Source organism: Pseudoduganella flava, assembly GCF_007830495.1.
GTDB lineage: Bacteria > Pseudomonadota > Gammaproteobacteria > Burkholderiales > Burkholderiaceae_D > Rugamonas > Rugamonas flava.
Window position 1 is genome coordinate 23295 of record NZ_VLKW01000002.1, and the last position, 24355, is coordinate 47649.

General features: G+C 65.2%; 23 protein-coding genes. 15 read left to right on the forward strand and 8 right to left on the reverse strand.

Annotated elements, in window-relative coordinates; translation table 11 throughout:
• Window positions 1-25: 25 nt before the first annotated feature.
• Together IP92_RS04420 and htpG are read left to right on the forward strand one after the other, a co-directional pair.
• On the forward strand, window positions 26-1471 hold the full coding sequence (locus tag IP92_RS04420) for an aminotransferase-like domain-containing protein (protein ID WP_145873346.1): 1446 nt from the start codon (window positions 26-28) through the stop codon (window positions 1469-1471).
• Between the two features lie 83 nt (window positions 1472-1554).
• On the forward strand, window positions 1555-3462 hold the full coding sequence (gene htpG / locus IP92_RS04425) for a molecular chaperone HtpG (protein ID WP_145873347.1): 1908 nt from the start codon (window positions 1555-1557) through the stop codon (window positions 3460-3462).
• A gap of 258 nt (window positions 3463-3720) precedes the next feature.
• Here the strand turns inward: htpG and IP92_RS04430 are convergent, their stop codons facing one another.
• On the reverse strand, window positions 3721-4017 hold the full coding sequence (locus IP92_RS04430) for a hypothetical protein (protein WP_145873348.1): 297 nt from the start codon (window positions 4015-4017) through the stop codon (window positions 3721-3723).
• A 326-nt stretch (window positions 4018-4343) separates the two neighbouring features.
• Window positions 4344-5309, reverse strand: a complete 966-nt coding sequence (locus IP92_RS04435) for a GlxA family transcriptional regulator (protein WP_145873349.1) — start codon at window positions 5307-5309, stop codon at window positions 4344-4346.
• 160 nt (window positions 5310-5469) lie between these two features.
• On the opposite strand from IP92_RS04435, the gene IP92_RS04440 reads away from it, so the two are divergent.
• Complete coding sequence (locus IP92_RS04440) at window positions 5470-6273, forward strand: SDR family NAD(P)-dependent oxidoreductase (RefSeq protein ID WP_145873350.1); 804 nt, start codon at window positions 5470-5472, stop codon at window positions 6271-6273.
• A gap of 28 nt (window positions 6274-6301) precedes the next feature.
• Here the strand turns inward: IP92_RS04440 and IP92_RS04445 are convergent, their stop codons facing one another.
• Window positions 6302-6901 carry a CHRD domain-containing protein gene (locus IP92_RS04445; RefSeq protein ID WP_145873351.1) on the reverse strand — a complete coding sequence of 200 codons (600 nt, stop codon included), beginning with the start codon at window positions 6899-6901 and terminating at the stop codon, window positions 6302-6304.
• Between the two features lie 269 nt (window positions 6902-7170).
• Between IP92_RS04445 and IP92_RS04450 the strand changes: the two genes are divergently transcribed.
• The gene (locus IP92_RS04450; RefSeq protein ID WP_145873352.1) at window positions 7171-8769 is read left to right on the forward strand and encodes a response regulator; all 1599 of its coding nucleotides are present in this window, start codon (window positions 7171-7173) and stop codon (window positions 8767-8769) included.
• Window positions 8770-9009: 240 nt separating this feature from the next.
• Here IP92_RS04450 and IP92_RS04455 read toward each other — a convergent pair whose 3' ends face one another.
• Genes IP92_RS04455 through kynU form a run of 5 tightly spaced genes read right to left on the reverse strand, consistent with a single transcriptional unit; the run spans window position 9010 to window position 14533 of the window.
• The gene (locus tag IP92_RS04455) at window positions 9010-9468 is read right to left on the reverse strand and encodes a response regulator (RefSeq protein ID WP_145873353.1); all 459 of its coding nucleotides are present in this window, start codon (window positions 9466-9468) and stop codon (window positions 9010-9012) included.
• Window position 9469: 1 nt separating this feature from the next.
• Window positions 9470-11704, reverse strand: a complete 2235-nt coding sequence (locus tag IP92_RS04460; protein ID WP_145873354.1) for an ATP-binding protein — start codon at window positions 11702-11704, stop codon at window positions 9470-9472.
• A 50-nt stretch (window positions 11705-11754) separates the two neighbouring features.
• Window positions 11755-12426 carry a ribonuclease T2 family protein gene (locus IP92_RS04465; protein WP_145873355.1) on the reverse strand — a complete coding sequence of 224 codons (672 nt, stop codon included), beginning with the start codon at window positions 12424-12426 and terminating at the stop codon, window positions 11755-11757.
• Between the two features lie 8 nt (window positions 12427-12434).
• A complete protein-coding gene (gene kynA / locus IP92_RS04470; protein WP_145873356.1) occupies window positions 12435-13265 on the reverse strand; it encodes a tryptophan 2,3-dioxygenase in 831 nt (276 codons plus the stop codon).
• A gap of 23 nt (window positions 13266-13288) precedes the next feature.
• Window positions 13289-14533, reverse strand: coding sequence for a kynureninase (gene kynU, locus IP92_RS04475; protein WP_145873357.1), 1245 nt, complete (start codon window positions 14531-14533; stop codon window positions 13289-13291).
• Between kynU and IP92_RS04480 the strand changes: the two genes are divergently transcribed.
• From IP92_RS04480 to IP92_RS04530, 11 genes are all read left to right on the forward strand, one after another.
• Entirely contained in the window at window positions 14532-14741 is a 210-nt protein-coding gene (locus IP92_RS04480) for a hypothetical protein (protein ID WP_145873358.1), read from the forward strand. The genes kynU and IP92_RS04480 overlap by 2 nt on opposite strands.
• Window positions 14742-15059: 318 nt before the next feature.
• Window positions 15060-15377, forward strand: coding sequence for a flagellar transcriptional regulator FlhD (gene flhD / locus IP92_RS04485; protein ID WP_145873359.1), 318 nt, complete (start codon window positions 15060-15062; stop codon window positions 15375-15377).
• A gap of 36 nt (window positions 15378-15413) precedes the next feature.
• Complete coding sequence (flhC, locus tag IP92_RS04490; protein WP_145873360.1) at window positions 15414-15965, forward strand: flagellar transcriptional regulator FlhC; 552 nt, start codon at window positions 15414-15416, stop codon at window positions 15963-15965.
• A gap of 40 nt (window positions 15966-16005) precedes the next feature.
• On the forward strand, window positions 16006-16770 hold the full coding sequence (locus IP92_RS04495; protein ID WP_145873361.1) for an SAM-dependent methyltransferase: 765 nt from the start codon (window positions 16006-16008) through the stop codon (window positions 16768-16770).
• 92 nt (window positions 16771-16862) lie between these two features.
• Complete coding sequence (motA, locus tag IP92_RS04500) at window positions 16863-17723, forward strand: flagellar motor stator protein MotA (RefSeq protein WP_145873362.1); 861 nt, start codon at window positions 16863-16865, stop codon at window positions 17721-17723.
• Between the two features lie 15 nt (window positions 17724-17738).
• On the forward strand, window positions 17739-18662 hold the full coding sequence (gene motB, locus IP92_RS04505; RefSeq protein WP_145873363.1) for a flagellar motor protein MotB: 924 nt from the start codon (window positions 17739-17741) through the stop codon (window positions 18660-18662).
• Window positions 18663-18708: 46 nt separating this feature from the next.
• Complete coding sequence (locus IP92_RS04510; RefSeq protein ID WP_145873364.1) at window positions 18709-19257, forward strand: chemotaxis protein; 549 nt, start codon at window positions 18709-18711, stop codon at window positions 19255-19257.
• A 68-nt stretch (window positions 19258-19325) separates the two neighbouring features.
• Complete coding sequence (locus tag IP92_RS04515) at window positions 19326-19691, forward strand: response regulator (protein ID WP_145873365.1); 366 nt, start codon at window positions 19326-19328, stop codon at window positions 19689-19691.
• Window positions 19692-19731: 40 nt separating this feature from the next.
• Window positions 19732-21951: a chemotaxis protein CheA gene (gene cheA / locus IP92_RS04520; protein WP_145873366.1), complete on the forward strand. Its 2220-nt coding sequence runs from the start codon at window positions 19732-19734 to the stop codon at window positions 21949-21951.
• Window positions 21952-21978: 27 nt separating this feature from the next.
• The gene (locus IP92_RS04525) at window positions 21979-22461 is read left to right on the forward strand and encodes a chemotaxis protein CheW (RefSeq protein ID WP_145873367.1); all 483 of its coding nucleotides are present in this window, start codon (window positions 21979-21981) and stop codon (window positions 22459-22461) included.
• Between the two features lie 137 nt (window positions 22462-22598).
• Entirely contained in the window at window positions 22599-24338 is a 1740-nt protein-coding gene (locus IP92_RS04530; RefSeq protein ID WP_145873368.1) for a methyl-accepting chemotaxis protein, read from the forward strand.
• Window positions 24339-24355 lie beyond the last annotated feature (17 nt).

Below are 24355 nucleotides of genomic sequence, written 5' to 3' on the forward strand. Positions count from 1 at the left end.
TGATCTGCATAACTGTGATGGACAAATGACCAATACGCCGACGTTGAGCCGGGGTGGTGGCGAATCGCTGACCGACCAGATCGTGCGCACCGTCGCCGCGCGCATCGACGAGCGCGTGCTGAAAAGCGGCAGCCGGATGCCGTCGATCCGGCGCTTTGCCGAGAGCCACGGCGTGTCGCCGTTCACCGTGGTCGCGGCGTACGACAAGCTCGTGGCGCGCGGCTACCTGGAATCGCGGCGCGGCGCCGGCTTTTTCATCCGCGCCCGGGCGACGGCGCCCGGCCCGGCCGCGGCCCCGGCACCGGCCGTGCAGGAAGCACAGAACGGGCAGAACGCGCAGGCGCTGGACGTCGTCTGGCTGGTGCGGAACATGTTCTGCCAGATGCCGCACCAGCAGATGCCCGGCACGGGCGTGCTGCCGAGCGAGTGGCTCGATGCGTCAAGCGTGGCCAATGCGCTGCGCGCGGTGGCGCGGCAGAACGGCGACTTCCTGCTGAACTACGGCACGCCGCAAGGCTACCTGCCGCTGCGCGAACAGCTGCAGCGCAAGCTAGCGGAGCTGGAGATCGGCGCCGCGCCCGAGCAGTTCGTGACGACGGCCGGCGTGACGCAGGCGCTGGACGTCGTCGCGCGCGAGTTCACGCGGCCCGGCGACACGATCCTCGTCGACGATCCCGCCTGGTTCCTGATGTTCGGCTCGTTCGCTGCGCTGGGCGCACGGGTCATCGGCGTGCCGCGGCTGCCGGACGGCCCGGACCTGGCGCGGCTGGCCGAACTGGCGGCCTTGCACAAGCCGAAGCTGTACGTGATCAACTCGGTGCTGCACAATCCCAGCTCGACGTCGCTGTCCGCCGCGAAGGCCTACCAGGTGCTGCGCCTGGCGGCGGAGCACGACTTCATGATCGTCGAGGACGACATCTATTGCGACCTGCACCCCGGCAGCACGGTGCAGCCGGCAACCCGGCTGGCCGCGCTCGACCAGCTGCAGCGCGTGATCTACCTGTCCGGCTTCTCGAAGACGATGGCGGCCAACCTGCGGGTGGGCTTCATCGCCACGTCGCCCGAGCTGGCGCGCAGGCTGGCCGACCGCAAGATGCTGCAGACCTTGACGACGAGCGACATCGGCGAGCGCGCGGTGCACCGCATCCTGTCCGAGGGTGCCTATCGCAAGCATGCCGAGCGGATGCGCGCGCGGCTGGACGGCCTGCGCGCCCGCACCGTGCGGCAGATGGAGCGGGTCGGCCTGACCGTGCCGGTGGCGCCGCCGGCCGGCATGTTCGTGTGGGTCGACACGGGCCGCGACACCAATGCGCTGGCCGAACGGGCGATGGCGCAGGGCATCCTGCTGGCGCCCGGCAGCCTGTTCTCGCCAAGCCAGCTGCCGTCGACGTTCATGCGGCTGAACGTGGCCGCAATGCAGGATCCGGCCATCTGGCGCTTCCTTGAGAAAGCGCTGTCGGCAGGCTCTTGAAATAGCGATACGCCAACCCCATATTCCGGCAGACGAAAAATTTTCCGCTCAACAACACCGCTATAAGACTATTCGAGGAAAAAATGTCCGAAAAGAAAGAAACTCTGGGCTTCCAGGCGGAAGTGAAACAGCTGCTGCAGCTGATGATCCACTCGCTGTATTCGAACAAGGAAATCTTCCTGCGCGAGCTGATCTCGAACGCATCGGACGCGGCCGACAAGCTGCGCTTCGAAGCCATCAATAACGATGCGCTGTACGGCAACGACCACGAACTGAAGATCCGCGTGTCGTTCGACAAGGCCGCGCGCACGATCACGATTTCCGACAACGGCATCGGCATGAGCCGCGACGAGGTCATCAGCCACCTGGGCACGATCGCCAAGTCCGGCACGAAGGAATTCTTCGGCAAGCTGTCCGGCGACCAGCAGAAGGACGCGGCGCTGATCGGCCAGTTCGGCGTGGGCTTCTATTCCGGCTTCATCGTCGCCGACCGCATCACCGTCGAGACCCGCCGCGCGGGGCTTGAAGCAAGTGACGCCGTGCGCTGGGAATCCACCGGCGAGGGCGATTACTCCGTCGAGGCGATCGAGAAGACCAATCGCGGCACCGACATCATCCTGCACCTGCGCGAAGGCGAGGACGAGCTGCTGTCGGCGTGGAAGCTGAAATCCATCATCACCAAGTATTCCGACCACATCTCGCTGCCGATCCAGATGGCGAAAGAGGAGTGGGACGAAGAGAAGAAGGAGATGGTGACGAAGGACGAACTGGAAACCATCAACCAGGCCAGCGCGCTATGGGCCCGTTCGAAGAGCGACATCACGCCCGAACAGTACGAGGAATTCTACAAGCACGTGTCGCACGACTTCGGCGCGCCGCTGACCTACACGCACAACCGCGTGGAAGGCCGCAGCGAATACACGCAACTGCTGTACGTGCCGGCCAAGGCGCCGTTCGACCTGTGGGACCGCAACAAGCGCGGCGGCATCAAGCTGTACGTGAAGCGCGTGTTCATCATGGACGACGCCGAACAGCTGATGCCCACCTACCTGCGCTTCGTGAAAGGCGTGATCGACTCGGCCGACCTGCCGCTGAACGTGTCGCGCGAGATCCTGCAGGAGTCGCGCGACGTGAAGGCGATCCGCGAAGGTTCGACCAAGCGCGTGCTGGGCATGCTGGAAGAGCTGGCGAACGCCGACGAGCAGGACAAGAAGGACAAGTACCAGACCTTCTGGACCGAGTTCGGCCAGGTGCTGAAGGAAGGCATCGGCGAGGACTTCGCCAACAAGGACCGTCTCGCCAAGCTGCTGCGCTTCGCGTCGACGCACAACGACTCGGCTGACCAGACGGTGGCGCTGGCCGACTACGTGGGCCGCATGAAGGAAGGCCAGGACAAGATCTACTACGTGACGGCCGAGAGCTTCACGGCGGCGAAGAACAGCCCGCACCTGGAGATCTTCCGCAAGAAGGGCGTCGAAGTGCTGCTGCTGACGGACCGCGTGGACGAGTGGATGCTGTCGTTCCTGACCGAGTTCGACGGCAAGGAACTGGTGTCCGTCGCGAAGGGCGGCCTGGACCTGGGCAAGCTGGAAGACGAGGCCGAGAAGAAGGAACACGAGGAAACCGAGGCGCAGTACAAGGAGCTCGTCGAGAAGATGAAGACGGCGCTCGCCGACAAGGCCAAGGACGTGCGCGTGACGTTCCGCCTGACCGACTCGCCGGCCTGCCTGGTGGCGGACGAGCACGAGCTGTCCGGCAACCTGCTGCGCATGCTGAAGGCCGCCGGCCAGAACGCCCCGGAAAGCAAGCCTATCCTGGAAATCAACCCGTCGCACCCGCTCGTCACGCGGTTGAAGTACGAGAACGCCGAAGACGGCAAGTTCGCCGATTGGTCGCACATCCTGTTCGACCAGGCGCTGCTGGCCGAGGGCGGCGCGCTGGCCGATCCGGCGTCGTTCGTCAAGCGGGTCAATGAGATGCTGCTGAAGTAAGCCGCTGATCGTTCCGGTGTAAGGCCGAGGCCGTGTCCACCTTGGGGTCAACCCTGAAAGTGGACACGGCCTCTGCCGTTTTATCGGGTGCGTTTCGGTGTTGGGGCCGGTGTTGGGGGCCGGTGTTGGGAACCGGTGTTGGGGGCAGACCCCGACATTGGCCGAATCGGACACGGCCTCAGCTGTTGATAAGCCTATGTTCCGCAAGGTTTGCGGCGCTGGTGAGCCGATCTCGCAGAGGTGGCGGGGGCGCAGCCGTTACGGCCTCTGCCTGCGCCGTCGTTTCAGCCACTCGCCCAATGGCATGTCGGGGTGCTTGCGCCACTCGCGAGGCTTGGCGGCCCTGATCGTGTTGTCGATGCCCTCGAGCGCATCGGCATCCGCAACTGATCGTAGGCTGCCGAGCAATCCTTCCTTGGCGCGACGGTCGGCACGGATCGACCGGGCTTTCGATCGTGGAATGTTCTTGCGCGACGCCTTGCTGTTTTCGCCATCGCCGTTGCGCCGGTCCTTGGCGTAGCTTGCGCTCTTCTTTTGCTGCGGTGTTTTCCTCATCCATCCGCTCCGTCATCCGCGCGCTGTTGCCGCACGCAGTCGCTGGCAGTCTAACATCCGGTCGCTGGGCCGGAACCCGCGACCGTGTACGAAGTTCCGTCCGTCCGTATATGCCCTGGCCTTGATCGATGCGGCGGTGCGCCGGTCGAGCTCGTGTCCTGTCGGGGTCTGACCCCAGGAGGACACGGGCTCGGCAGTTGTGCCCATGAGCTTGTGTCCGTTTTCGGGGTTGACCCCAGGACACGAGCTCGGCAGTCATTCGGACGAGCTCGTGTCCTGTCGGGGTCTGACCCCAGAGGGACGCGGTCTCTGCTGTTGGGGCCCGCTCATGCGGCGCCCGGCACGTCATACCCAATGCGCATGCGCGCCTCCCGCATCAGCGCCTGCGGCGGCCGGCCCAGTGTGCGTACGAAGGCGCGCCGCATCCTTTCCTCGTCGCCGAATCCCGTCTGCGTGGCGATCCGGCCGATCGATGCGTGGCCGTCCTCGATCAGCGCGCGCGCCGCTTCCAGGCGCAGCTTCTCGATCGCCTTGGCCGGCGAGTGGCCCGTCTGCTCGCGGAATGCTCGCGAGAAGTGGCGCGGGCTCCAGTGCACGTGTTCGGCCAACTGTTCGACCGACAGCGGCCGGTGCAGGTTCTCCTTCGCGTACAGCAGCGCGCTGCGGATGCGGTCCGAGCCGCCGTCCATCTCCGACAGCATCGAAAACTGCGACTGCCCGCCGGTGCGGCGGTGGTACATCACCATCTTGCGCGCCACCGCCTTCGCCAGTTCCACGCCCAGGTCCGCCTCGACGAGGCCCAGCGCCAGGTCGATGCAGGCGCTCATGCCGGCGGACGTCCACATCGGCCCATCGTTCACGTAGATCTTGTCGTCGTCCAGTTCGATGTCCGGGTACAGCTTCTTCAGCTCATTGCCGAGGGCCCAGTGCGTCGTCACGCGGCGGCCCGCCAGCAGGCCAGCCGCGGCGGCGACGAACGCACCCGTGCACAGGCACCCGGTGCGCCGGGCGCGCGGGCTGGCGCGGCGCAACGCGGCAAGGAGTTCCGGTTCGGGCGGGGTGACGACCGTGGGGCCGGCGATCAACAGCGTGTCGTAGGCGCGCCGGCCGAACGGCTGCGTGGCCACCGGCACGCCGGCCGAACTGGCGACGATGCCGCCGCCGTGCGAGATCGTTTCGACCTGGTAGCGCTGCGTGCCGTGAACGAGGTTGGCAAGTTCGAATACCGTCAGCGCGGCGAAGTCGAGGATCTGGAATCCGGGGAAGACGACGAGGGCGATGCGGGCGGCCATGATGTCCTGTGAGGAGGGATAACGCTGCGATTGTAGCGCCGCCGCGGGGTGTGCGGTAAGCGCCTGGCGCGATGTCCGAAAACGAGGGGTTTTGGTCGTTTCGGCCAATGTGGTCCGGACCGATAATTCACTCACACCAACAACGCTGAAGGAGAACGACATGAACCAGTCCCGCCAACCCGGTACGGCCCTGATCACCGGCGCATCGTCCGGCATCGGCGCGATCTATGCCGACCGCCTGGCCGCCCGCGGCTACGACCTGATCCTCGTTGCCCGCAACGAGGAGCGCCTGCAAGACGTGGCGGGCCGCGTGCGGCAGGCGCATGGCCGCGGCGTGACGATCGTGCGGGCGGACCTGGGCCGCCGCGACGACCTGGCCCGCGTCGAGGAGATCCTGCGCACCGACCCGGCCATCACGCTGCTCGTCAACAATGCCGGCTTCGGCGCCGTCACGCCGCTCTTGGAGACCGACGTCGACCGGATGGAGCGGATTATCGACATTAACGTGACGGCGCCAACCCGCCTCGCGTATGCCGCGGCACCGGCATTCGTGGCGCGCGGCGGCGGCACGATCGTCAACATCGCGTCGATCGTCGGCATCGGCATCGAGATCATGAACGGCGTGTACGGCGCCAGCAAGGCCTACGTGCTGGCGCTGACGCAGTCGCTGCACCACGAGCTGGCGGACAAGGGCGTGCGCGCGCAAGCCGTGCTGCCCGGCGCGACGGCGACGGACTTCTGGGACACGGCCGGCCTGCCGCACGCGCACCTGCCCGACGGCATCGTGATGCCGGCGGACGCGATGGTCGATGCCGCGCTGGTCGGGCTCGATCTCGGTGAGGTCGTCACGATCCCGCCGCTGCAGGACGGCGCAGGGTGGACCGCCTATGAGGCGGCCCGCAAGGCACTGGCGCAGCAGTTCGGCCACGCGACGCCGGCGCCCCGTTACCGCAACGCCGCCTGATCGCGCTTGGGCGCCGGGGCGCGGCCGGTCAGGCGAACGGCCGGTCGCGGCGGCGGCGCACGGCGAACAGCATCAGCGGCGCGCCCAGTGCCAGCAGCGCGACCTGGGCCGGCTCGGGCACCGGCTGCAGGAAGCCGCGGATCTCGCCGTTCGGGTACCCGCTGCTGTGGATGTTGAAGTACGCCGTGCCGGCTTCCATGCCGGCCAGCAGCGCGCTTTCCGCGCCGGCCGTCGTGCCGCCGTGCGAGTTGATGAAGCCGTTGTTCCAGAAGCTGGCGTCCGACGTGTCGAAGACCTGGTGGTAGGTGCCTTCCATGACCCCCTGCGGGAACCCTGCCAAGGTCGGCGTGCGCGTGGCGGGCATCGCCGTGCCGGACATCGGATCGGCCGTGCAGCAGTGAATGTGCGCGACGGTCGAGGCATACTCCAGGCCGGAGAACGTGACGTCGATGGTCATGGTATGGGCCGCCATGTCGAAGTTCACCGTGATGTTGCCCATGCCGGGCGAATCGTTCTGCGGCACTTCCATGGCCCCCGTCAGCGTGGCGGTGTAGACGCCGGCCTGGGCCGACAGCCCGGCAAGCGCCAGCGCGAGCGTGGCGACCCCTTTGATCAACACAGATTTCATGGTTGTCTCCTTGTGGTGGAGACTAGACCGAAGCAAGCCGCGCGCCTGCATGCGCAGTCATTGCACAATCAAGTACTTGGATGATGGCGGCCGCGCCAGCCGGCCGCAGGTGTAAAAAAATCCGACAGCCGTCCCGGTGCGGTTAGCCCGCTGCCAGCCCGCTGTCAAGGGTGCGCACGGTTGAAATCGCCATGCGCGGCGCCGGCAGGGCTAATGTAGAATGCAATCTTGCTGTCAGTTCATTAATATACCGGGTCGCCGCACGCGCTATGCACCACAGTTCCTGTTCCGTCCTGCTGATCGACGACGAACCCCTGGCGCAGGATTATCTTCTTCATTGCCTGGAAGCACATGCCGACGTCAGCCTCTGCTACGAGCACTGCGCCGAGCGCGCCGTCGAGCTGGCGCTGCGCATCGACGCGACCGTCGTGCTGGTCGACCTGCGTATGCCCGGCACGGATGGTTTCGCAGTCGTGCGCAGCCTGCGCGCCGACGCCCGCACGGAACACATCCCCATCGTCATGCTGTCGTCCGAGCACGATGCCGACATCAAGGTGCAGGCGTTCGCCGCCGGCGCCAACGACTATCTGGTGAAATGGCCCGACCCGCGCGAGCTGGTGGCGCGGCTGCGCTACCACAGCGCCGCCTGCGTGGCGCGGCGCCAGCGCGACGAGGCGTTCGCATCGCTGGCGCGCAGCCAGGAGGAATTGCGGGTGAGCCAGGCGGCGCTGCACCAGGCCCAGAAGATGGAAGCGATCGGCCAGCTTACTGGTGGTGTTGCGCACGACTTCAACAACGTGCTGCAGATCATCGGCGGCAACCTGCAGCTGGTGAAGCTGATGGGCGGCGTGTCCGACATGGCGCGCGGCCGCATCGACGCGGCGCTGGCCGGCGTCGAGCGCGGCGGCCGGCTCGCGTCGCACCTGCTGGCGTTCGCGCGCCGGCAGCCGTTGCAGGCGGTCGTCATCGATCCTTCCGTCGTGCTGACGGACATGGAAGAGATGCTGCGCCGCGTGCTCGGCCCGCAGGCGCAAATCGAAACGGACATCGCGCCTGGCGTGTGGAGCACGGCGGTCGATCCGAGCCAGCTGCACAACGTGATCCTGAACCTGGCGATCAATGCGCGCGATGCGATGCCGGGCGGTGGCACGCTGACCCTGCGTGCCCGCAACGTGCCGGCCGGCGCGCCGCAACTGGCCGAGGTGGGCACGGGCGACTACGTGATGATCGAAGTGGCCGATACGGGCAACGGCATGCCGGCCGAAGTGCTGCAGCGCGCGTTCGAGCCGTTCTTCACGACCAAGCCGACGGGCCAGGGCACGGGCCTCGGCCTGTCGATGGCGTATGGCTTCGTCAAGCAGTCCGGCGGCGAGATCATCCTGAAAAGCACGCCGGGCGAGGGCACCAGCGTCAAGATCTTCCTGCGCCGCAGTGCCGCCCAGGCCACCGCGCCCGAGGAGGAGAGCGGCGTGACGCCGCTGTTCGGCGGCATCGAGACGATCCTCGTCGTCGAGGACGAGGACGACGTGCGCGACGCCACGGCCCAGCTGCTGTCGGCGCTGGGCTACCACGTGCTGCAGGCGGCGGACGCCGATCAGGCGGCGCGGATGGTGGAAAACGGCACGCGCGTGGACTTGCTCTTCACGGACGTGATCATGCCCGGCAGGATGAGCAGCCTGGAACTGGCCGACGTCGTGCGCCGGCACTGCCCGGACGCGCAGATCCTGTTCACGTCGGGCTATGCGGAAGGGGTGCTGACGCACGAAGGCAAGATGGACCCGAGCGTCAGCCTGTTGCCGAAGCCGTACAACCCGGATGTGCTGAGCGCGCGGATCCGGCATCTGCTGCGGCGGCGGAAGGCCGCGTGACGGGGCGGCTAGCTCATAAGTTCAACCCAAACGCAAACCCTGGGGTCAGGAAGGAATGACGGCTTGCAGGCCGTCACCGCTTTGCCGGCGGAGAGCACGCTCTCCGAGACCCCGGCAAAGCCCCGCCGGGTCTGACCCCGGCCTCTGCCGTTGGGTTGAAAGCATGCGATCGCGGCGCGCGTAGGTGAGCCCAAATGCCAACATCATCGGCCGGATTGGCGAAAGCTGAGGCCCGGCTACTTAGTTATTCGGCCTTACATACCGCTGCGACCCCGGCGGCGGTTCGTTCAGCACGGCCCAGAAGATCCCCAGGTCGGAGATCGCGCGCACGAATTCCTTGAAGTCCACCGGCTTGACGACATAGGCGTTGACGCCCAGCGCGTAGCTGCGCACCAGGTCCTGTTCCTCGCGCGACGACGTCAGCATCACCACCGGCAGGCTGCGCAGCTCGAGGCCGTTGCGGATCTCGCGCAGCACTTCCAGGCCATCCACCTTCGGCAGCTTCAGGTCGAGCAGCACGACGGCCGGGTTGCCTTTCTGGCGCGTCGCGTATTCGCCGCGGCAGTGCAGGTAATCGAGCGCCTCGGCACCGTCGCGCACGACGATCACCTCATTGGCGAGCTGGCTTTTCTCCAGCGCGATCAGGGTCAGTTCGAGGTCGTGTGGATTGTCTTCCACGAGCAGGATGGGCTTCAGCATGTCAGGCGTTCGGTAATGAGTGAGGAATGGTGAAGGTGAACGTCGCACCGTGCGCAGGCACCGATTCGGCCGCCACGCGGCCGCCATGGCGCTCGACGATGCGGCGCACGTTCGCGAGGCCGATGCCGGTACCGTGGAAATCCTCCATCCGGTGCAGGCGCTGGAACACGCCGAACAGTTTGTGTACGTAATCCATGTTGAAGCCGATGCCGTTGTCGGCCACCGTGAAGACGGTCTCGGTGGCTTCGCGCCGGCCGTCGATGCGGATCACGGCCGGGTCCTTCTGGCCCGTGAACTTCACCGCGTTCGACAGCAGGTTGTACAGCGCGAGCTGGATGAACGTGGGGTCGGCAGTGATCGCCGGCAGGGCGCCGACGTGCCATTCGACGCGCCGTTCGCCGACGTCGATCGCCAGCTTGTCGATGCAGGACTGCACCAGTTCATTCATATCGATCGGCACGGGCCGCAGCGATGCCCGGCCCATCTGCGAAAAGCTCAGCAGGTCGTCGACCAGCTTGCCCGCCAGGCGCGCCGATTCCTTGATGTTCTTCAGGAAGCGCTGGCGCTTTTCCAGCGTGTCGTTGCCGGCCGCCTCCAGCAGCAGGTCGGAGAAGCCGACGATGTGGCGCAGCGGCGCGCGCAGGTCGTGCGACACGGAATACGAGAACGCCTCGAGCTCCTTGTTGGCGCGGCCCAGTTCCTCGGCCAGTTCAGCCATCTGCTCGGCGCGCTCCAGCGCGATGCCGAGCAGCGCCGTGCGAAACTCCAGCGCCATTTCGATCTCGCCCGGGTGCCATGGTGCCGAGGCGCCATGCACCGTCTCGCGCCACGATGCAAAGCTCGTGCGCGGCGTCAGCGGGGCCGGCGGGGCATCCTGCGCCGGGTCTTTCGCATGCGGATTGCCGGCCCAGTCGATCGTGTACACGAACTCCGGCCGGAACCACAGCAGGTAATGCTCGTGGATGCGCGAAATCGGCATCGCCAGCAGGCCGCTGGCGGTCCGCTGGTACGCCTGCGCCGGCGGGTATTGCTCCGGCAGCTTGTCGGTGTAATACAGGTCGTCGTGGGTGTTCAGCTGCAGCCACGCGACGAGCTCGCGCAGCTGCGTCTCGTTCGGCGTGTCGCCGTAGCTGACGATGCGGTCGTCGACGACGATCGCGGCGCCGCTCGCCCGGGCGAATTGCAGCAGCTCGGGGAACACGCTGCCCATGTTCTCGATGAAGTCCGAGCCCTGTGTGAGGCCGGCCAGCACGGACACCATGATGCGCCGCACCTCGAGCCGGAACTGCAGCTCGTCGGCCAGTTCGCGGCTCTGGATGCGCAGCGCGAGGATCTGGCCCAGCTGCTCGCAGGCGGTGCGCTTGTCGAACGTGATGTGGCGCGGTGCGGCGTTATGGCAGGAGATCAGCCCCCACAGCTCGCCCTTGACGATCAGCGACACCGACATCGACGCCAGCGTGCCCATATTGCGCATGTATTGCAGGTGCACGGGCGAGACGCTGCGCAGCGCCGCGAACGACAGGTCGTTGGGCGCCTCCGTCAGCGGGTTATTCTGCGGCACGAGCCGCGCCGGCGCGTAATTGGCGTCGTGGATCAGGCGGATCCGGTTCGCCACGTACAGCTCGCGCGCCTGCTTCGGAATGTCCGACGCGGGGAAGCGCTGGCCGAGGTAGGAGGGCAGCACGCCGTCGTTGCTTTCGGCCAGCACGTGGCCATGGCCTTCCTCGTCGAATTTGTAGACGAGCACGCGGTTGAATCCCGTGACGGCGCGGATCTCGTCCGCCGCCTTCGCGCTCATCTTCTCGATCGTCTCGGCATCGCTCAGCTGCAGCAGGAAGTCGCCGACCAGCGGATACAGGTGCCGGAAGTCGGCCGCGCCGATGCGGTCGACGGCTTCGAATTCAAGCATCAGCAGGGAATCGTAGCGGTGCACCAGCACGTCGAAGCTGCTGGCGCCGACCCGCACGGTGGCGGCAAACGATGGCCGCGCGCCAACCCGGGTCAATTCCGGTTCCAGCTGCGCGGCGGTGTCAGTGCCCAGTACGTCCGCCAGGGTGCGCCCCAGCGCGGCTTCCGGGTGCTTGCCCAGATGCCGCTCCAGGTTGTCGCTCACCTGCACGACGGTACCTTGCGGGGAGAGCGCCAGCACGAAACCGTGCGGCTGGATGCTCCCCGGCATGCGGATCGCTTCCCGGTCGCAGCTGCTGAGGTCGATCGTTGGACTGGCCTGTGTCATGGACAGAATTTTACCGGCAAACGCGGCCGTCTGCGCATCGCCGGCACGATTCAACGTACACTCTGCAGCAGGAACGACGGTTGGCCGCAGCTTTTCTGCGCCCGTTTCACCTCGGCCGGCGCGCACGTGCGCGACTTGCCGTCCTTCGTGTAGCAGGCGTGGATCTCGCGCAGGAAGCGGCCGGCACCGGTGCAGATCGGCACCACGCCATTCTCGGCCAGGCCGGGATTGGCGGCGCGGAACGCCTGCTGGAATTCGCCGATCGTCACGCGCACCGGCTGCTCCGGCGCCCGGTATGCGGCCGGCACCGCCAGGCCGTCCTTCAGTTTCGCCGACAGCGCCAGGTACTGTTCCGGCGCCAGGCCCGAGCAGGTGCCGTGCTTGGCCCACTCGTGCGTGATCAGCTTCGGCGACGGATAGATGTCCTCGTACTTGCGGCGCACCGCGCCCGGCAGCTCCTCGCGCGAGCAGCTTTCCGGATAGCCCTTCTCATACTGCGGCCACAGGCCGTGCAGCACGAAGCCCAGGCGCCGGCCGCTGCCGCACTGGTTCGGGTCGCGGCCGCCGTTGGTCGCGCAATAGGCCGGCGACCACGACAGCGACAGCGCGTAGTAATCGAATTCGCCCGGTTCGCCGACGTTCTTCGGCTTTTTCGCCTCGGCGGCGCCGCACAGCAGCGCGGCGGCCAGCAGGGCGGCCAGATGGATGCGGGACGTATGCATGGTGACTCCTATAATTCGGTGCGCAGCGCAAACAGCTCGGGGAACAGCACCACGTCGAGCATCTTGCGCAGGTAACTGACGCCGGCGGTGCCGCCGGTGCCCGTCTTGAAGCCGATGATCCGTTCCACCGTGGTCACGTGGCGGAAGCGCCAGAAGCGGAACGCCGTTTCCAGGTCGACCAGTTTCTCGGCCAGTTCGTACAGCGCCCAATGGCGCGTCGGGTCGCGATAGACTTCCAGCCAGGCCGCCTTGACGGAATCGTCGGCGGCCGTCGGCTGGGTGGGATCGACCGCCAGCCGGGCTTCTGATACGGGCAGGCCGTTGCGGGCCAGCAGCCGGATCGCCTCGTCGTACACCGAGGGTTCGTGCAGTGCCCGCTGCAGCTTTTCATGCGTCTCGGGCGTGGCCTCGTGCACGGTCAGCAGCTTCGGGTTCTTGTTGCCGAGGACGAATTCGATCTCGCGGTACTGGTAGGACTGGAAGCCGGACGACGCGCCGAGATACGGCCGGATCGCGCTGTACTCGGGCGGCGTCATGGTTGCCAGCACGTCCCACGCGTGCACCAGCTGGTCCATGATGCGGGCGACGCGGGCCAGCATCTTGAATGCGGGCGGCAGGTCGTCGCGGCGGATGTGTTCGCGCACGGCGTGCATCTCGTGCAGCATCAGCTTCATCCACAATTCCGTGGTCTGGTGCTGCACGATGAACAGCAATTCGTTATGGTTCGGCGACAGCGGGTGCTGGGCCGACAGGATCTGGTCCAGGCCCAGGTAGTCGCCATAGCTCATCGACTTCGTGAAATCCATCTGGGCGCCGTGCCAGCTTTTTTCTTCGCTCATGGTATTCCTTGCGCTGTTGCGTGTTACGTCACCGCGCTGCGCGCGGCATGCACATCGTACGCCTGCTCGTCCAGCACCTGCCGCAGGATGTCGACGGCGTCCCACACGTCCGTGAAGCTGGTGTACAGCGGCGTGAAGCCGAAGCGCATGATGTGCGGCTCGCGGTAATCGCCGATCACGCCCCGTTCGATCAGCGCCTGCATCACCGCATAGCCATGCGGATGCGTGAAGCTGACCTGGCTGCCGCGCCGCGCGTGCGCGCGTGGCGTCACCAGTTCGACCGGATGGCCGGCGCAGCGTTCCTCGACCAGTGCGATGAACAGGTCCGTCAGTGCCAGCGATTTCGCCCGCAGCGCCGCCATGTCCGTCTGCGCGAACACGTCCAGCCCGCATTCGACCAGCGAGAGCGCAACGATCGGCTGGGTGCCGCACAGTGCGCGGCCGATGCCGTCGCAGGGGGCGAACGCGCTCGCCATCGAAAACGGGCTGGCGTGGCCCCACCAGCCCGACAGCGGCTGGTGGAACGTCCCCTGGTGCCGCTGGGGCACCCAGATGAAGGCGGGCGCGCCGGGGCCGCCGTTCAGGTATTTGTAGGTGCAGCCGACGGCGAAGTCGGCTTGCGCGCCATGCAGATCCATCGGCACGGCGCCGGCCGAGTGGGCCAGGTCCCACACGGTGACGGCACCGTGCTGGTGGGCGAGGGCGGTCAGCGCGGCCATGTCGTGCTGGTAACCGGTGCGATAGTTCACGTGCGTCAGCATCAGCACGGCCGTGTCAAGCCCGATGGCGGCGGGAATCTCGTCCGGCGTGTCGATCAGGCGCACCGTATGGCCGCGCTCCAGCCAGCCGGCCAGGCCCTCGGCCATATAGATGTCGCTCGGGAAGTTGTGGCGCTCGGTGACGATCACCTTGCGCGCCGGTGCGTCCGCTTGCAGCGCCAGCGCGGCGGCCAGCGCCTTGAACAGGTTGACGGACGTCGTGTCGGTCACGACGATCTCGCCGGGCAGGGCGCCGACCAGCGGCGCCAGCTTGTCGCCCAGCCGTTTCGTCAGGTCGGCCCAGCCGGCCGTGTTCCAGCTCTTGATCAAGTCCTTGCCCCATTCCTGGGTGATGACGTGCTGGGCACGGGTCAGCGCGGCCTTGGGCCGGGCGCCCAGCGAGTTGCCGTCCAGGTAGATGATGCCGGCGGGCAGGTCGAACTGTTCGCGCAGGGCGGCCAGCGGGTCCGCGGCGTCCAGCGCCTGGCAGGCGGTGCGGGAATAAGTCATGTCGCTCTCGTTCTCCATGGCGGCGAAGGCCGGAAGTGTAGCACGCTGCCATGACAGAAAGTTATCGGCGGCCCGGGGGCTGTTTGCTTGCCGCCGCGACAAGAAAAAAATCGCAAATTTTTTTCAAAATCACCCTAAAGTTCCTGGCGACGGTGCCGTAACCGGTTCAGATGTCCAGGAAAGCGCCTCTGTTCGTTGCTTTGGATGACAGAAAAAAACTTTAAAATTTTTTGCTGACGACCCTAAAGTTTCCAAAAAGGCTGCCGTTACCTGGTTAGATGTCGCTAAAAAGCGTCAGCGCGACATCACAAAAAGGCTCGCTCCCGCTGGTTTTCCGCGAGCCGCTACAACCCGCAAACCCGCGCCAATCCTGGCGCGCCGCTATGATCGCCCTGCGTTTGTCAGACAAACGCCGACAGGGTGCGATCGCCATTTCCCTACCTCAAATACAGACGGCGGCCTCTTCTCGTGCTCGGGGCGCTACAGCAGAATGTGTCTCAACGGAAACGAATTGAGGAGCACAGAAATGACTGCGAACGATATGATGGCCGAGATCCGCGACGCGAACCTCTCCTACCTGATGCTGGCGCAGCAGATGATCCGCGCCGACAAGGTGACGGCGATCTTCCGCCTGGGCATCTCGGCGGACATCGCCGACCTGATCGAAGGCATGAGCAATGCCCAGATCCTGAAACTGGCAGGCGGCAACATGATGCTGGCCCGCTTCCGCTTCGACGATGGCGCGATCCTGTCGATGCTGACCAACTACAACAAGGACCGCTCGCTGGCGCAATCGCATGCGGCGATCCTGATGGCTGGTCAGGGCGTCGAAGAAATCGTCTGAGCGCTACACTACAAAAATAGATCCGGGAGCGGGAACATGAGCAACGCAGGGAAAAAGAGCGTCGTCAGCGAAGCGCAGGAAATCGGCCTGGCAATCGAGCTGATCAATCTGGGTGCGCGCTTGCAATTGCTGGAATCCGAAGTGTCGCTGTCGCGCGAGCGCCTGCTGAAGCTGTACAAGGAGCTGAAGGGCGTGTCGCCGCCGAAGGGCATGCTGCCGTTCTCGACGGACTGGTTCCTGACTTGGCAGCCGAACATCCATGCTTCCCTGTTCATCAATATCCACGATTTCCTCGTCCAGCACGCCGGTGCGACGGGCATCCGGGCCGTCATGAAGGCGTACCAGCTGTATCTGGAGCAGATGCCGCCCGCGCCCGGCGAAGAGCCGCTGCTGTCGCTGACCCGTGCCTGGACCCTGGTGCGCTTCTTCTCCAGCAGGATGCTGGAACTGAAACCCTGCACGAAATGCCAGGGCAAATTCGTCGTCAACGGCATGGACCTGAACGGCGACTACCACTGCGGCCTGTGCCACATGCCTTCGCGTGCCGGCAAGACCAGAAAAGCCAAAGAAGAAGCCGTGGCCGCGTGATCTTCGACGATCGTTCCGTTACGAAAAGCCGGGGTGGCGCATGACGCCATCCCGGCTTTTTCGTTTGCCGGCCGTGCGCGCTCTGTGCGCCCAGGGCGCCGCGCTGCTGCCGACGGCGGCCCTGGCCTACGTGGCGGAAGGCTTTGGCGCCGGCCTGACCTTGCTGCACGCGGCCGCTTTGCAGGGGCTTGTTGCCATGCTGATCACGTGGAAGCTCGGCCTCGCGCCGTGGTGGCGCATCATCCAGCTGCTGTTTCCCGTCGCACTGCTGGCCGCGCTGGGGCTGGGACTGCCGCCGCTGCTGTTTCTTGCCGTGTTCGTCGTACTGCTGGGCTGGTACTGGTCGACGTTCCGCACGCAGGTGCCGTATTTTCCGTCCAACCCCTCCGTATGGCGCGCCGTGGCGGCGCTGTTGCCGGACCGGCAGGGCATCTCCGCGATCGACGTTGGCAGTGGGCTGGGCGGCCTTGCGCTGTACCTGGCGCGGGTCCGGCCCGACATCAAATCTGCCGGAATTGAGCTTGCACCGTTGCCATATTTATATTCGAGATTGCGTGCCAAATTGACAAAGAATGGCGCGATATTCATCCGCGGCGATTATGAGGAAATCGATTTCGGCGACTATGACGTGGTGTTTGCTTATCTGTCACCGGCGGTAATGCTTGCTTTATTTGACAAGGCGCGGCGCGAAATGAAAGTTGGAAGTTTGCTTATCAGTTACGAGTTTAATATCCCGGGTTTCAAGCCAGACAAGACCATACTTACCACAGAGGGCGCTCCGCCACTCTATGTTTGGGCGTTTTAGATGCCTTTCTCTTGCCGGGCACGCTTTCTCACGCTATTGTAGTTCCCTGTGGAATCATTCGGTGTTTGCCGACTTTATGGGAGTTTGCAGGCTTGTTAGTAATTATTGGTTATGTCGTTGTGCTGGCCTCCGTATTCGGGGGCTTTGTGTTGTCAGGGGGACACCTGGCCGCACTGTTCCAGCCGTTGGAACTCCTGATGATCGGCGGCGCCGCAGCGGGCGCCTTCTTCGTCGGCAATAACGGCAAATCGATCAAGGCTACGCTGGCCGCTCTCCCGACCTTGTTGAAGGGATCGCGCTACACGAAGGAACTGTACATGGAGCTGATGTCGCTGCTGTTCGACATCCTCTCCAAGGTGCGGAAAGAAGGCCTGATGTCGATCGAGGGCGATATCGAATCGCCGGAACAGAGCCCGCTGTTCTCGAAGTACCCGACGGTACTCGAGGACCATCACGTCGTGGAATTCATGACGGACTACCTGCGCCTGATGGTGTCGGGGAACATGGACGCGTTCCAGATCGAGAATCTGATGGACAACGAGCTGGAGACGCACCACCACGAGGGCGCCGTGCCGGCCCACGTGATCGCCAAGCTGGGCGACGGCCTGCCGGCGTTCGGTATCGTCGCGGCCGTGATGGGCGTGGTGCACACGATGGAATCGGTGGGCATTCCGCCGTCCGAGCTGGGCATGCTGATCGCGCACGCGCTGGTCGGCACGTTCCTCGGCATCCTGCTGGCCTACGGTTTCGTCGGCCCGCTGGCGAGCCTGCTGGAGCAGAAGCTGGAAGAGTCGACCAAGATGTTTCAGTGCGTGAAGGTGACGCTGCTGGCGAGCCTGAACGGCTACGCGCCGGCGCTGGCCGTGGAATTCGGCCGCAAGGTGCTGTATTCGACGGAGCGGCCGACGTTTGCCGAGCTGGAAGACCACATCAAGAAGTCGAAATCCAAGTAAGGCAGGGGAACGAACATGGCGGATGAAGGCCTGCGGCCGATTATCGTCAAGCGCATCAAGAAGGGCGGCGGCGGCCATCATGGCGGCGCCTGGAAGATCGCCTATGCCGACTTCGTGACGGCGATGATGGCGTTCTTCCTGTTGATGTGGCTCCTCGGTTCGACGACGAAGGGCGACTTGAACGGCATCTCGGAATACTTCAAGACGCCGCTGAAGGTGGCGATGCAGGGCGGCTCGGGCAGCGGCGACAGCTCGTCCGTGATTCCCGGCGGCGGCAAGGACCTGACCCGCAAGGACGGCCAGGTGAAGGCCGGCGACGAGTCGACCGTGAAGAAGACGTACAACCTGACGGCGGCCAAGGCCCAGCTGGAGCGCGAGGAAAGCCAGCGCCTGATGACGCTGAAGGAAAAGCTCGAGCAGAAGATCGAAAGCAGCGCGGCGCTGCAGAAGTTCAAGAACCAGCTGCTGTTGGACTTCACCAGCGAAGGCTTGCGGATCCAGATCGTGGATGAGCAGAAGCGCCCGATGTTCCAGGTGGCGAAGTCCGAGCTGGCGCCGTATACGGCCGAGATCCTGCGCGAGATCGGGCCGGTGCTGAACGATGTGCCGAACAAGATCGGCCTGTCCGGCCATACGGATGCGACCCCGTATTTCACGGAAACGGGCTACAGTAACTGGGAGTTGTCGGCGGACCGCGCGAACGCGTCGCGGCGCGCGCTCGTCCAGGGCGGCATGAACGACAATAAGGTGATGCGCGTCGTCGGGCTGGGCTCGGCCGTGTACCTGGACCGCAATGACCCGTTCAACCCGATCAACCGGCGCATTTCCATCATCGTGATGAACAAGAAGACGGAAGAGGGCCTGATGCGCGACGCCGGCAAGCTGGAAGTCGGTACCGGCACGGAAGGCGCGATCGACGCCGCGGCGAAGCCGCGCTGACAGCGCCTGCGCCTACAAGCACCACGAGAATCAACGCGAGATGCACATGAACAGAAAAAAAATCCTCGGCTCCCACGTGAAGCGCCTGCTGTCCGGCGTGTCGGATCACGGTAAGCGGCACCTGACGGAAGTGGAGACGGACCTGCTGCAGACGAACCTGCTGCTGGAAGAGGCGATCGAGAAGCTGTCGCAGAACTTCATGGCGATCCACGACGCCGTCAACGCGCAGCAGGCAACGATCCGCCTGCTGCTCGATGGCGGCACGCCGTCGGCCGAGGACAAGGAAAAGCTCGAGGCGATGAACGAGCAGGTCGGCACGTACGTCAACGCGGCGATCACCAGCATGCAGTTCCAGGACATGACGAGCCAGCTGATCGACCGCACGCTGAAGCGCGTGACGGGCTTGCGCGAGTTCCTTGCCACCCTGGGCGCTCATGGCGCCGAGATGGATCCGGACAGCGACAACGACCAGATCGTCGACCTGCTGGGCAAGGTCAGCATGGCGCTGGCGATCCAGAGCCTCGAACTGCGCAACGTGTTGCGCAAGGCCGTCAGCCAGAAGCACCTCGAGAGCGGCGACATCGAGCTGTTCTGATTAGGAATTATTAGGAAAACACTGTGGGCCCAAAAAAGTGCCCGAATTTAGATAAGTGAGATAACAAAATGGCTAAAACGATTCTTGCAGTTGACGACTCCAGCTCCCTGCGCCAGATGGTGGCTTTCTCCCTGAAGGCGGCCGGTTACCAGGTGGTGGAAGCGGTCGACGGCCAGGACGGCCTGGAAAAGGCGAAGCAGCAGACCGTGGACCTGGTGCTGACGGACCAGAACATGCCGAAGATGGACGGCCTGCAGCTGATCAAGCACCTGCGCGAGCTGCCTGCTTACGCGAAGACGCCGATCCTGATGCTGACCACCGAATCGTCCGACGAGATGAAGGCCAAGGGCCGCGCCGCCGGCGCCAACGGCTGGCTGGTCAAGCCGTTCGACCCGCAGCGCCTGATCGAGGTGGTCAAGAAGGTCATCGGCTGATCATGCGTGCCGAGAGCATAGCACCCGACGGAGTCGCGCCATGACGATCGATATTAGCCAGTTCTTCCAGGTCTTCTTCGATGAAGCCGAGGAGCTGCTGGCTGAAATGGAAAGGCTGCTGCTGGCGGTCGACGTCGCCGCACCCACCGAGGAGGATCTGAACGCGATCTTCCGCACCGCCCATTCGGTGAAGGGTGGCGCCGGCACGTTCGGCCTGACCGACATGACGGAGGTGACGCACATCCTCGAGACCCTGCTGGACCGGATCCGCAAGGGCGAGATGGCATTGACCTCCGACCACGTGGACGCCTTCCTGGCGGCCAAGGACGCGCTGAAGATGCAGCTCGACGGCCATCGCCTGGGCACGCCGGTGGACCAGGATGCGGTCGGCGACGTGCGCATGATGCTGCAGCACCTCGCGCAGGACGTGCAGGTGGAAGCGATCGCCCACGTGGCGCCCGCGTTCCAGGGCGCGGCCGCCGACGAGCAGACGGTCGATCACAGCGGCGGGCGCCGCTACCGTCTCGAGCTGCCGAAGATGGCGCACCGCGAAGTGACGGCACTGGCGGCCGAACTGGGCCTGCTGGCGCACGTCGTCGTCACGCCGATCGACGCCGACCGCAATGCGATGGTCGTCACCACGCATGAAAGCCTGGACGACATCGTGGCCATCTGCTCGTTCGTGCTGAACACGGACGAGATGAAGATCATCGACCTGCCGCCGCTAACCGACGAGCAGCTGGCACTGGAACACGCCGAACGCAGCAAGGTCGAGAGCGACCTGGGTTACGGCTTCTTCGAACCGCTGTCGAAGGCGGAAACGACGGCCGCCGCGCAGTCCGGCGAAGGCTACGGCTTCTTCCAGCCGCTCGACGAGATCCGCGCCAACGCGACCGAGGCAGGCGACGACGCGCGCGGCTACGGCTTCTTCCAGCCGGTGGAGCAGATCCGCGCCGCGGCCGGCATCAAGGACACGCCGGCCGAGACGGTCGTCGAGGAGAAGAAGGCGCTGAAGAAGGAGGTCGAAAAGGCCGCCGCCGGCGTCGCGCAGGGCCATGGCGCCGAGTCGTCGTCGATCCGCGTGTCGATCGAGAAGGTCGACCAGCTGATCAACCTGGTCGGCGAACTGGTGATCACCCAGGCGATGATCGAGCAGCGTGCCGACACGCTCGACCCGATGCTGCACGAGAAGCTGCTGGCATCGGTCAGCCAGCTGACGCGCAACACCCGCGACCTGCAGGAAGCGGTGATGTCGATCCGCATGATGCCGATGGACTTCGTGTTCTCGCGCTTCCCGCGCATGGTGCGCGACCTCGCGCACAAGCTGGGCAAGAAGGTCGACTTCATCACGAACGGCGCCGCCACGGAGCTGGACAAGGGCCTGATCGAACGCATCGTCGATCCGCTGACGCACTTGGTGCGCAACAGCATCGACCATGGCATCGAGATGCCTGAAGTGCGCCGCGCCGCGGGCAAGACGGATGCGGGCCGGCTGTTCCTGTCGGCGACGCACCAGGGCGGCAACATCATCATCGAGGTGTCGGACGATGGCGGCGGCTTGAACCGCGAGCGCATCCTGGCCAAGGCGAAGCAGAACGGCCTGCCCGTGTCGGACACGATGGCGGATGCCGACGTGTGGCAGCTGATCTTCGCGCCGGGCTTCTCGACGGCCGAGCAGGTGACCGACGTGTCGGGCCGCGGCGTCGGCATGGATGTCGTGAAGCGCAACATCACGGCGATGGGCGGCACCGTCGACATCCGTTCGGCGAAGGGCTTCGGCACGACGATCTCGATCTCGCTGCCGCTGACCCTGGCGATCCTGGACGGCATGTCGATCCGCGTCGGCGAGGAGGTGTACATCCTGCCGCTGGGCTTCGTCGTCGAATCACTGCAGCCGGTGCAGGCCGACGTGCGCGAGATCTCGGGCAAGGGCCGCGTCGTCAAGGTGCGCGGCGAGTACCTGCCTTTGATCCCGCTGTACCAGATGTTCGACATCGCGCCGCGTTTCCGCGAACCGTGGGAAGGTATCTGCGTGATCCTGGAAACGGAAGGCAAGAAGGCCTGCCTGTTCGTGGACGAACTGGTCGGCCAGCAGCAGGTCGTGGTGAAGAACCTCGAATCGAATTACCGCAAGGTGGCCGGCATCTCCGGCGCCACGATCCTGGGCGACGGCGGCGTATCGCTGATCCTGGACGTGGCGGCACTGATCCGCTCCTCGCGCCAACTGGTGGACGAGTCCACGCTGAACACGCTGGGCTGAATTTTTTAGGTTAGACAAGGAAGACTTATGGCAGACGCAAATCAGCATGCCGACATCGCCGGCCACGAGTACCTGGCCTTCACGCTCGGCAAGGAAGAATACGGGATCGACATCCTGAAGGTGCAGGAGATCCGCGGTTACGAGGCGGTGACCCGCATCGCCAACGCGCCCGAGTTCATCAAGGGCGTGATCAACCTGCGCGGCATCATCATCCCGGTGGTGGACATGCGCATCAAGTTCCAGCTCGGCGAGCCCGTGTACGACCAGTTCACGGTCGTGATCATCCTGAACATCGGCGGCCGCGTCGTCGGCATGGTGGTCGACAGCGTGTCCGACGTGACGACGCTGGAACCGGAACAGATCAAGCAGGCGCCGGAAATGGGCACCGTGTTCTCGACCGAATACATGATCGGCCTGGGCACCGTCGGCGACCGCATGCTGATCCTGATGGACATCGACAAGCTGATGTCGAGCCCGGAAATGGGCTTGATGGACAAGGCTGCCGCATAAGGCACCGAACGATGTGCCGCGTGCCTGTCGCGGCGCATGGGATAGACCTGAAAAGCTTTACCTGCATTACCGGCCGACGCCCCGTCAGAGGGCGGGCCGGCACACTATTACATTACATCGAGGGTACGGGATTCATTATGAACGTTCGGGATTACAAGATCGGCACGAGACTGGGAGTGGGGTTCGGCATCATCCTGCTGATCCTTGTCGCGCTGGTGCTGTCGGCCAATGGGCTGAACCATCGCAACAAGGCGCAACTGACGGCGGGCCTCGAGCTCACCGGCGCCAAGAACCATGAAGCATCGGAGATGAAGAGCGCGATGCTGGAATCCGGTATCGCGATGCGCAACATCGGCCTGCAGTCGGACGTTGAGCTGATGCAGAAGGAAGAAGGCAAGGTGAAGGCGCAGCGCACCCGCTACGAGGCGGCGCGCACGAAGCTGGAAAACCTGGGCCTGGACGACGCCGAGAAGAAGGTGCTGGCCGAACTGGCCACGCTGGACAAGGACGTCGATACGGCGTTCAAGGATGCGATGGCGCAGGTGATGGCGTTCAATGCCGAAGGCGCGACGAAGATCATCTCCGGCCGCATCGACCCGCTGAACACCCGTACGCTGGAGGCGCTGAACCGCCTGGTCGGCATGCAGGACGCGGCGATGAAGGCGCTGCAGGAACGCTCGGTGCAGGCCGATGCGCGCGTGCTGATGATCACGCTCGTGCTGGGCGCGCTCGGCGTCGCCGTCGGCGTCGTCTGCGCGATATTCACGACCCGCTCGATCACGGTGCCGCTGGCCGGCGCCGTCGCGGTGGCCCAACGTGTGGCGGCCGGCGAGCTGACCTCGCGCGTCACCGTCGAAGGCAAGGACGAGACGAGCGAACTGCTGCAGGCGCTGAAGGACATGAACGACAGCCTCGTGTCGACCGTCAGCCAGGTGCGCAGCGGCACCGAGACGATCGCCCTGGCGTCGCGCGAGATCGCTTCCGGTAACGCCGACCTGTCCGCGCGCACCGAATCGCAGGCCGGCTCGCTGGGCGAGACGGCCGGCTCGATCGGCACGCTGACGTCGACCGTGCGCCAGAACGCCGACAATGCCCGCCAGGCCAACCAGCTGGCCGTGTCGGCATCGTCGGTGGCGGAGAAGGGCGGCCAGGTCGTGTCGCAGGTGGTCGACACGATGGGCTCGATCAAGGAAAGCTCGTCGAAGATCGTCGACATCATCGGCGTCATCGACGGCATCGCCTTCCAGACCAATATCCTGGCGCTGAACGCGGCAGTGGAAGCGGCCCGTGCGGGCGAGCAGGGCCGCGGCTTCGCCGTCGTGGCATCCGAAGTGCGCAGCCTGGCACAGCGTTCGGCCAGCGCCGCGAAGGAAATCAAGGCACTGATCGACGACTCCGTGACGAAGGTCGACGCCGGCGGCAAGCTGGTCGACGAGGCCGGCCAGACGATGGGCCTGATCGTGACGTCGATCCGCCAGGTGGCCGACATCATGGGCGAGATCACGGCCGCGACGGCCGAGCAGAGCCAGGGCATCGAGGAAGTGAACCAGTCGATCACGCAGATGGACGAGATGACGCAGCAGAACGCCGCGCTCGTCGAGGAAGCCGCCGCGGCTGCCGAGAGCATGCAGGAGCAGGCGCAGAAGCTGGCCGAGGCGGTGGCGATCTTCAAGCTGGGCGCCGAACAGGCGGCCGTGGCGACGATGGCGGCACCGGTGCGCGCAGCCGCCAAGCCGGCCACGGCGCTGGCGCTGAAGGCGTCCAAGCCTGCTGCGAAGCCCGCTGTGAAGCCGGCCGCGCGCCCGGCGGCGGCGGTGCCGGCACCGGCAAAGAAGGCAGCCACCGCGCCGGCAGGCGACGAGTGGGAAGAGTTCTGATCGACCCGGGAAGAGAA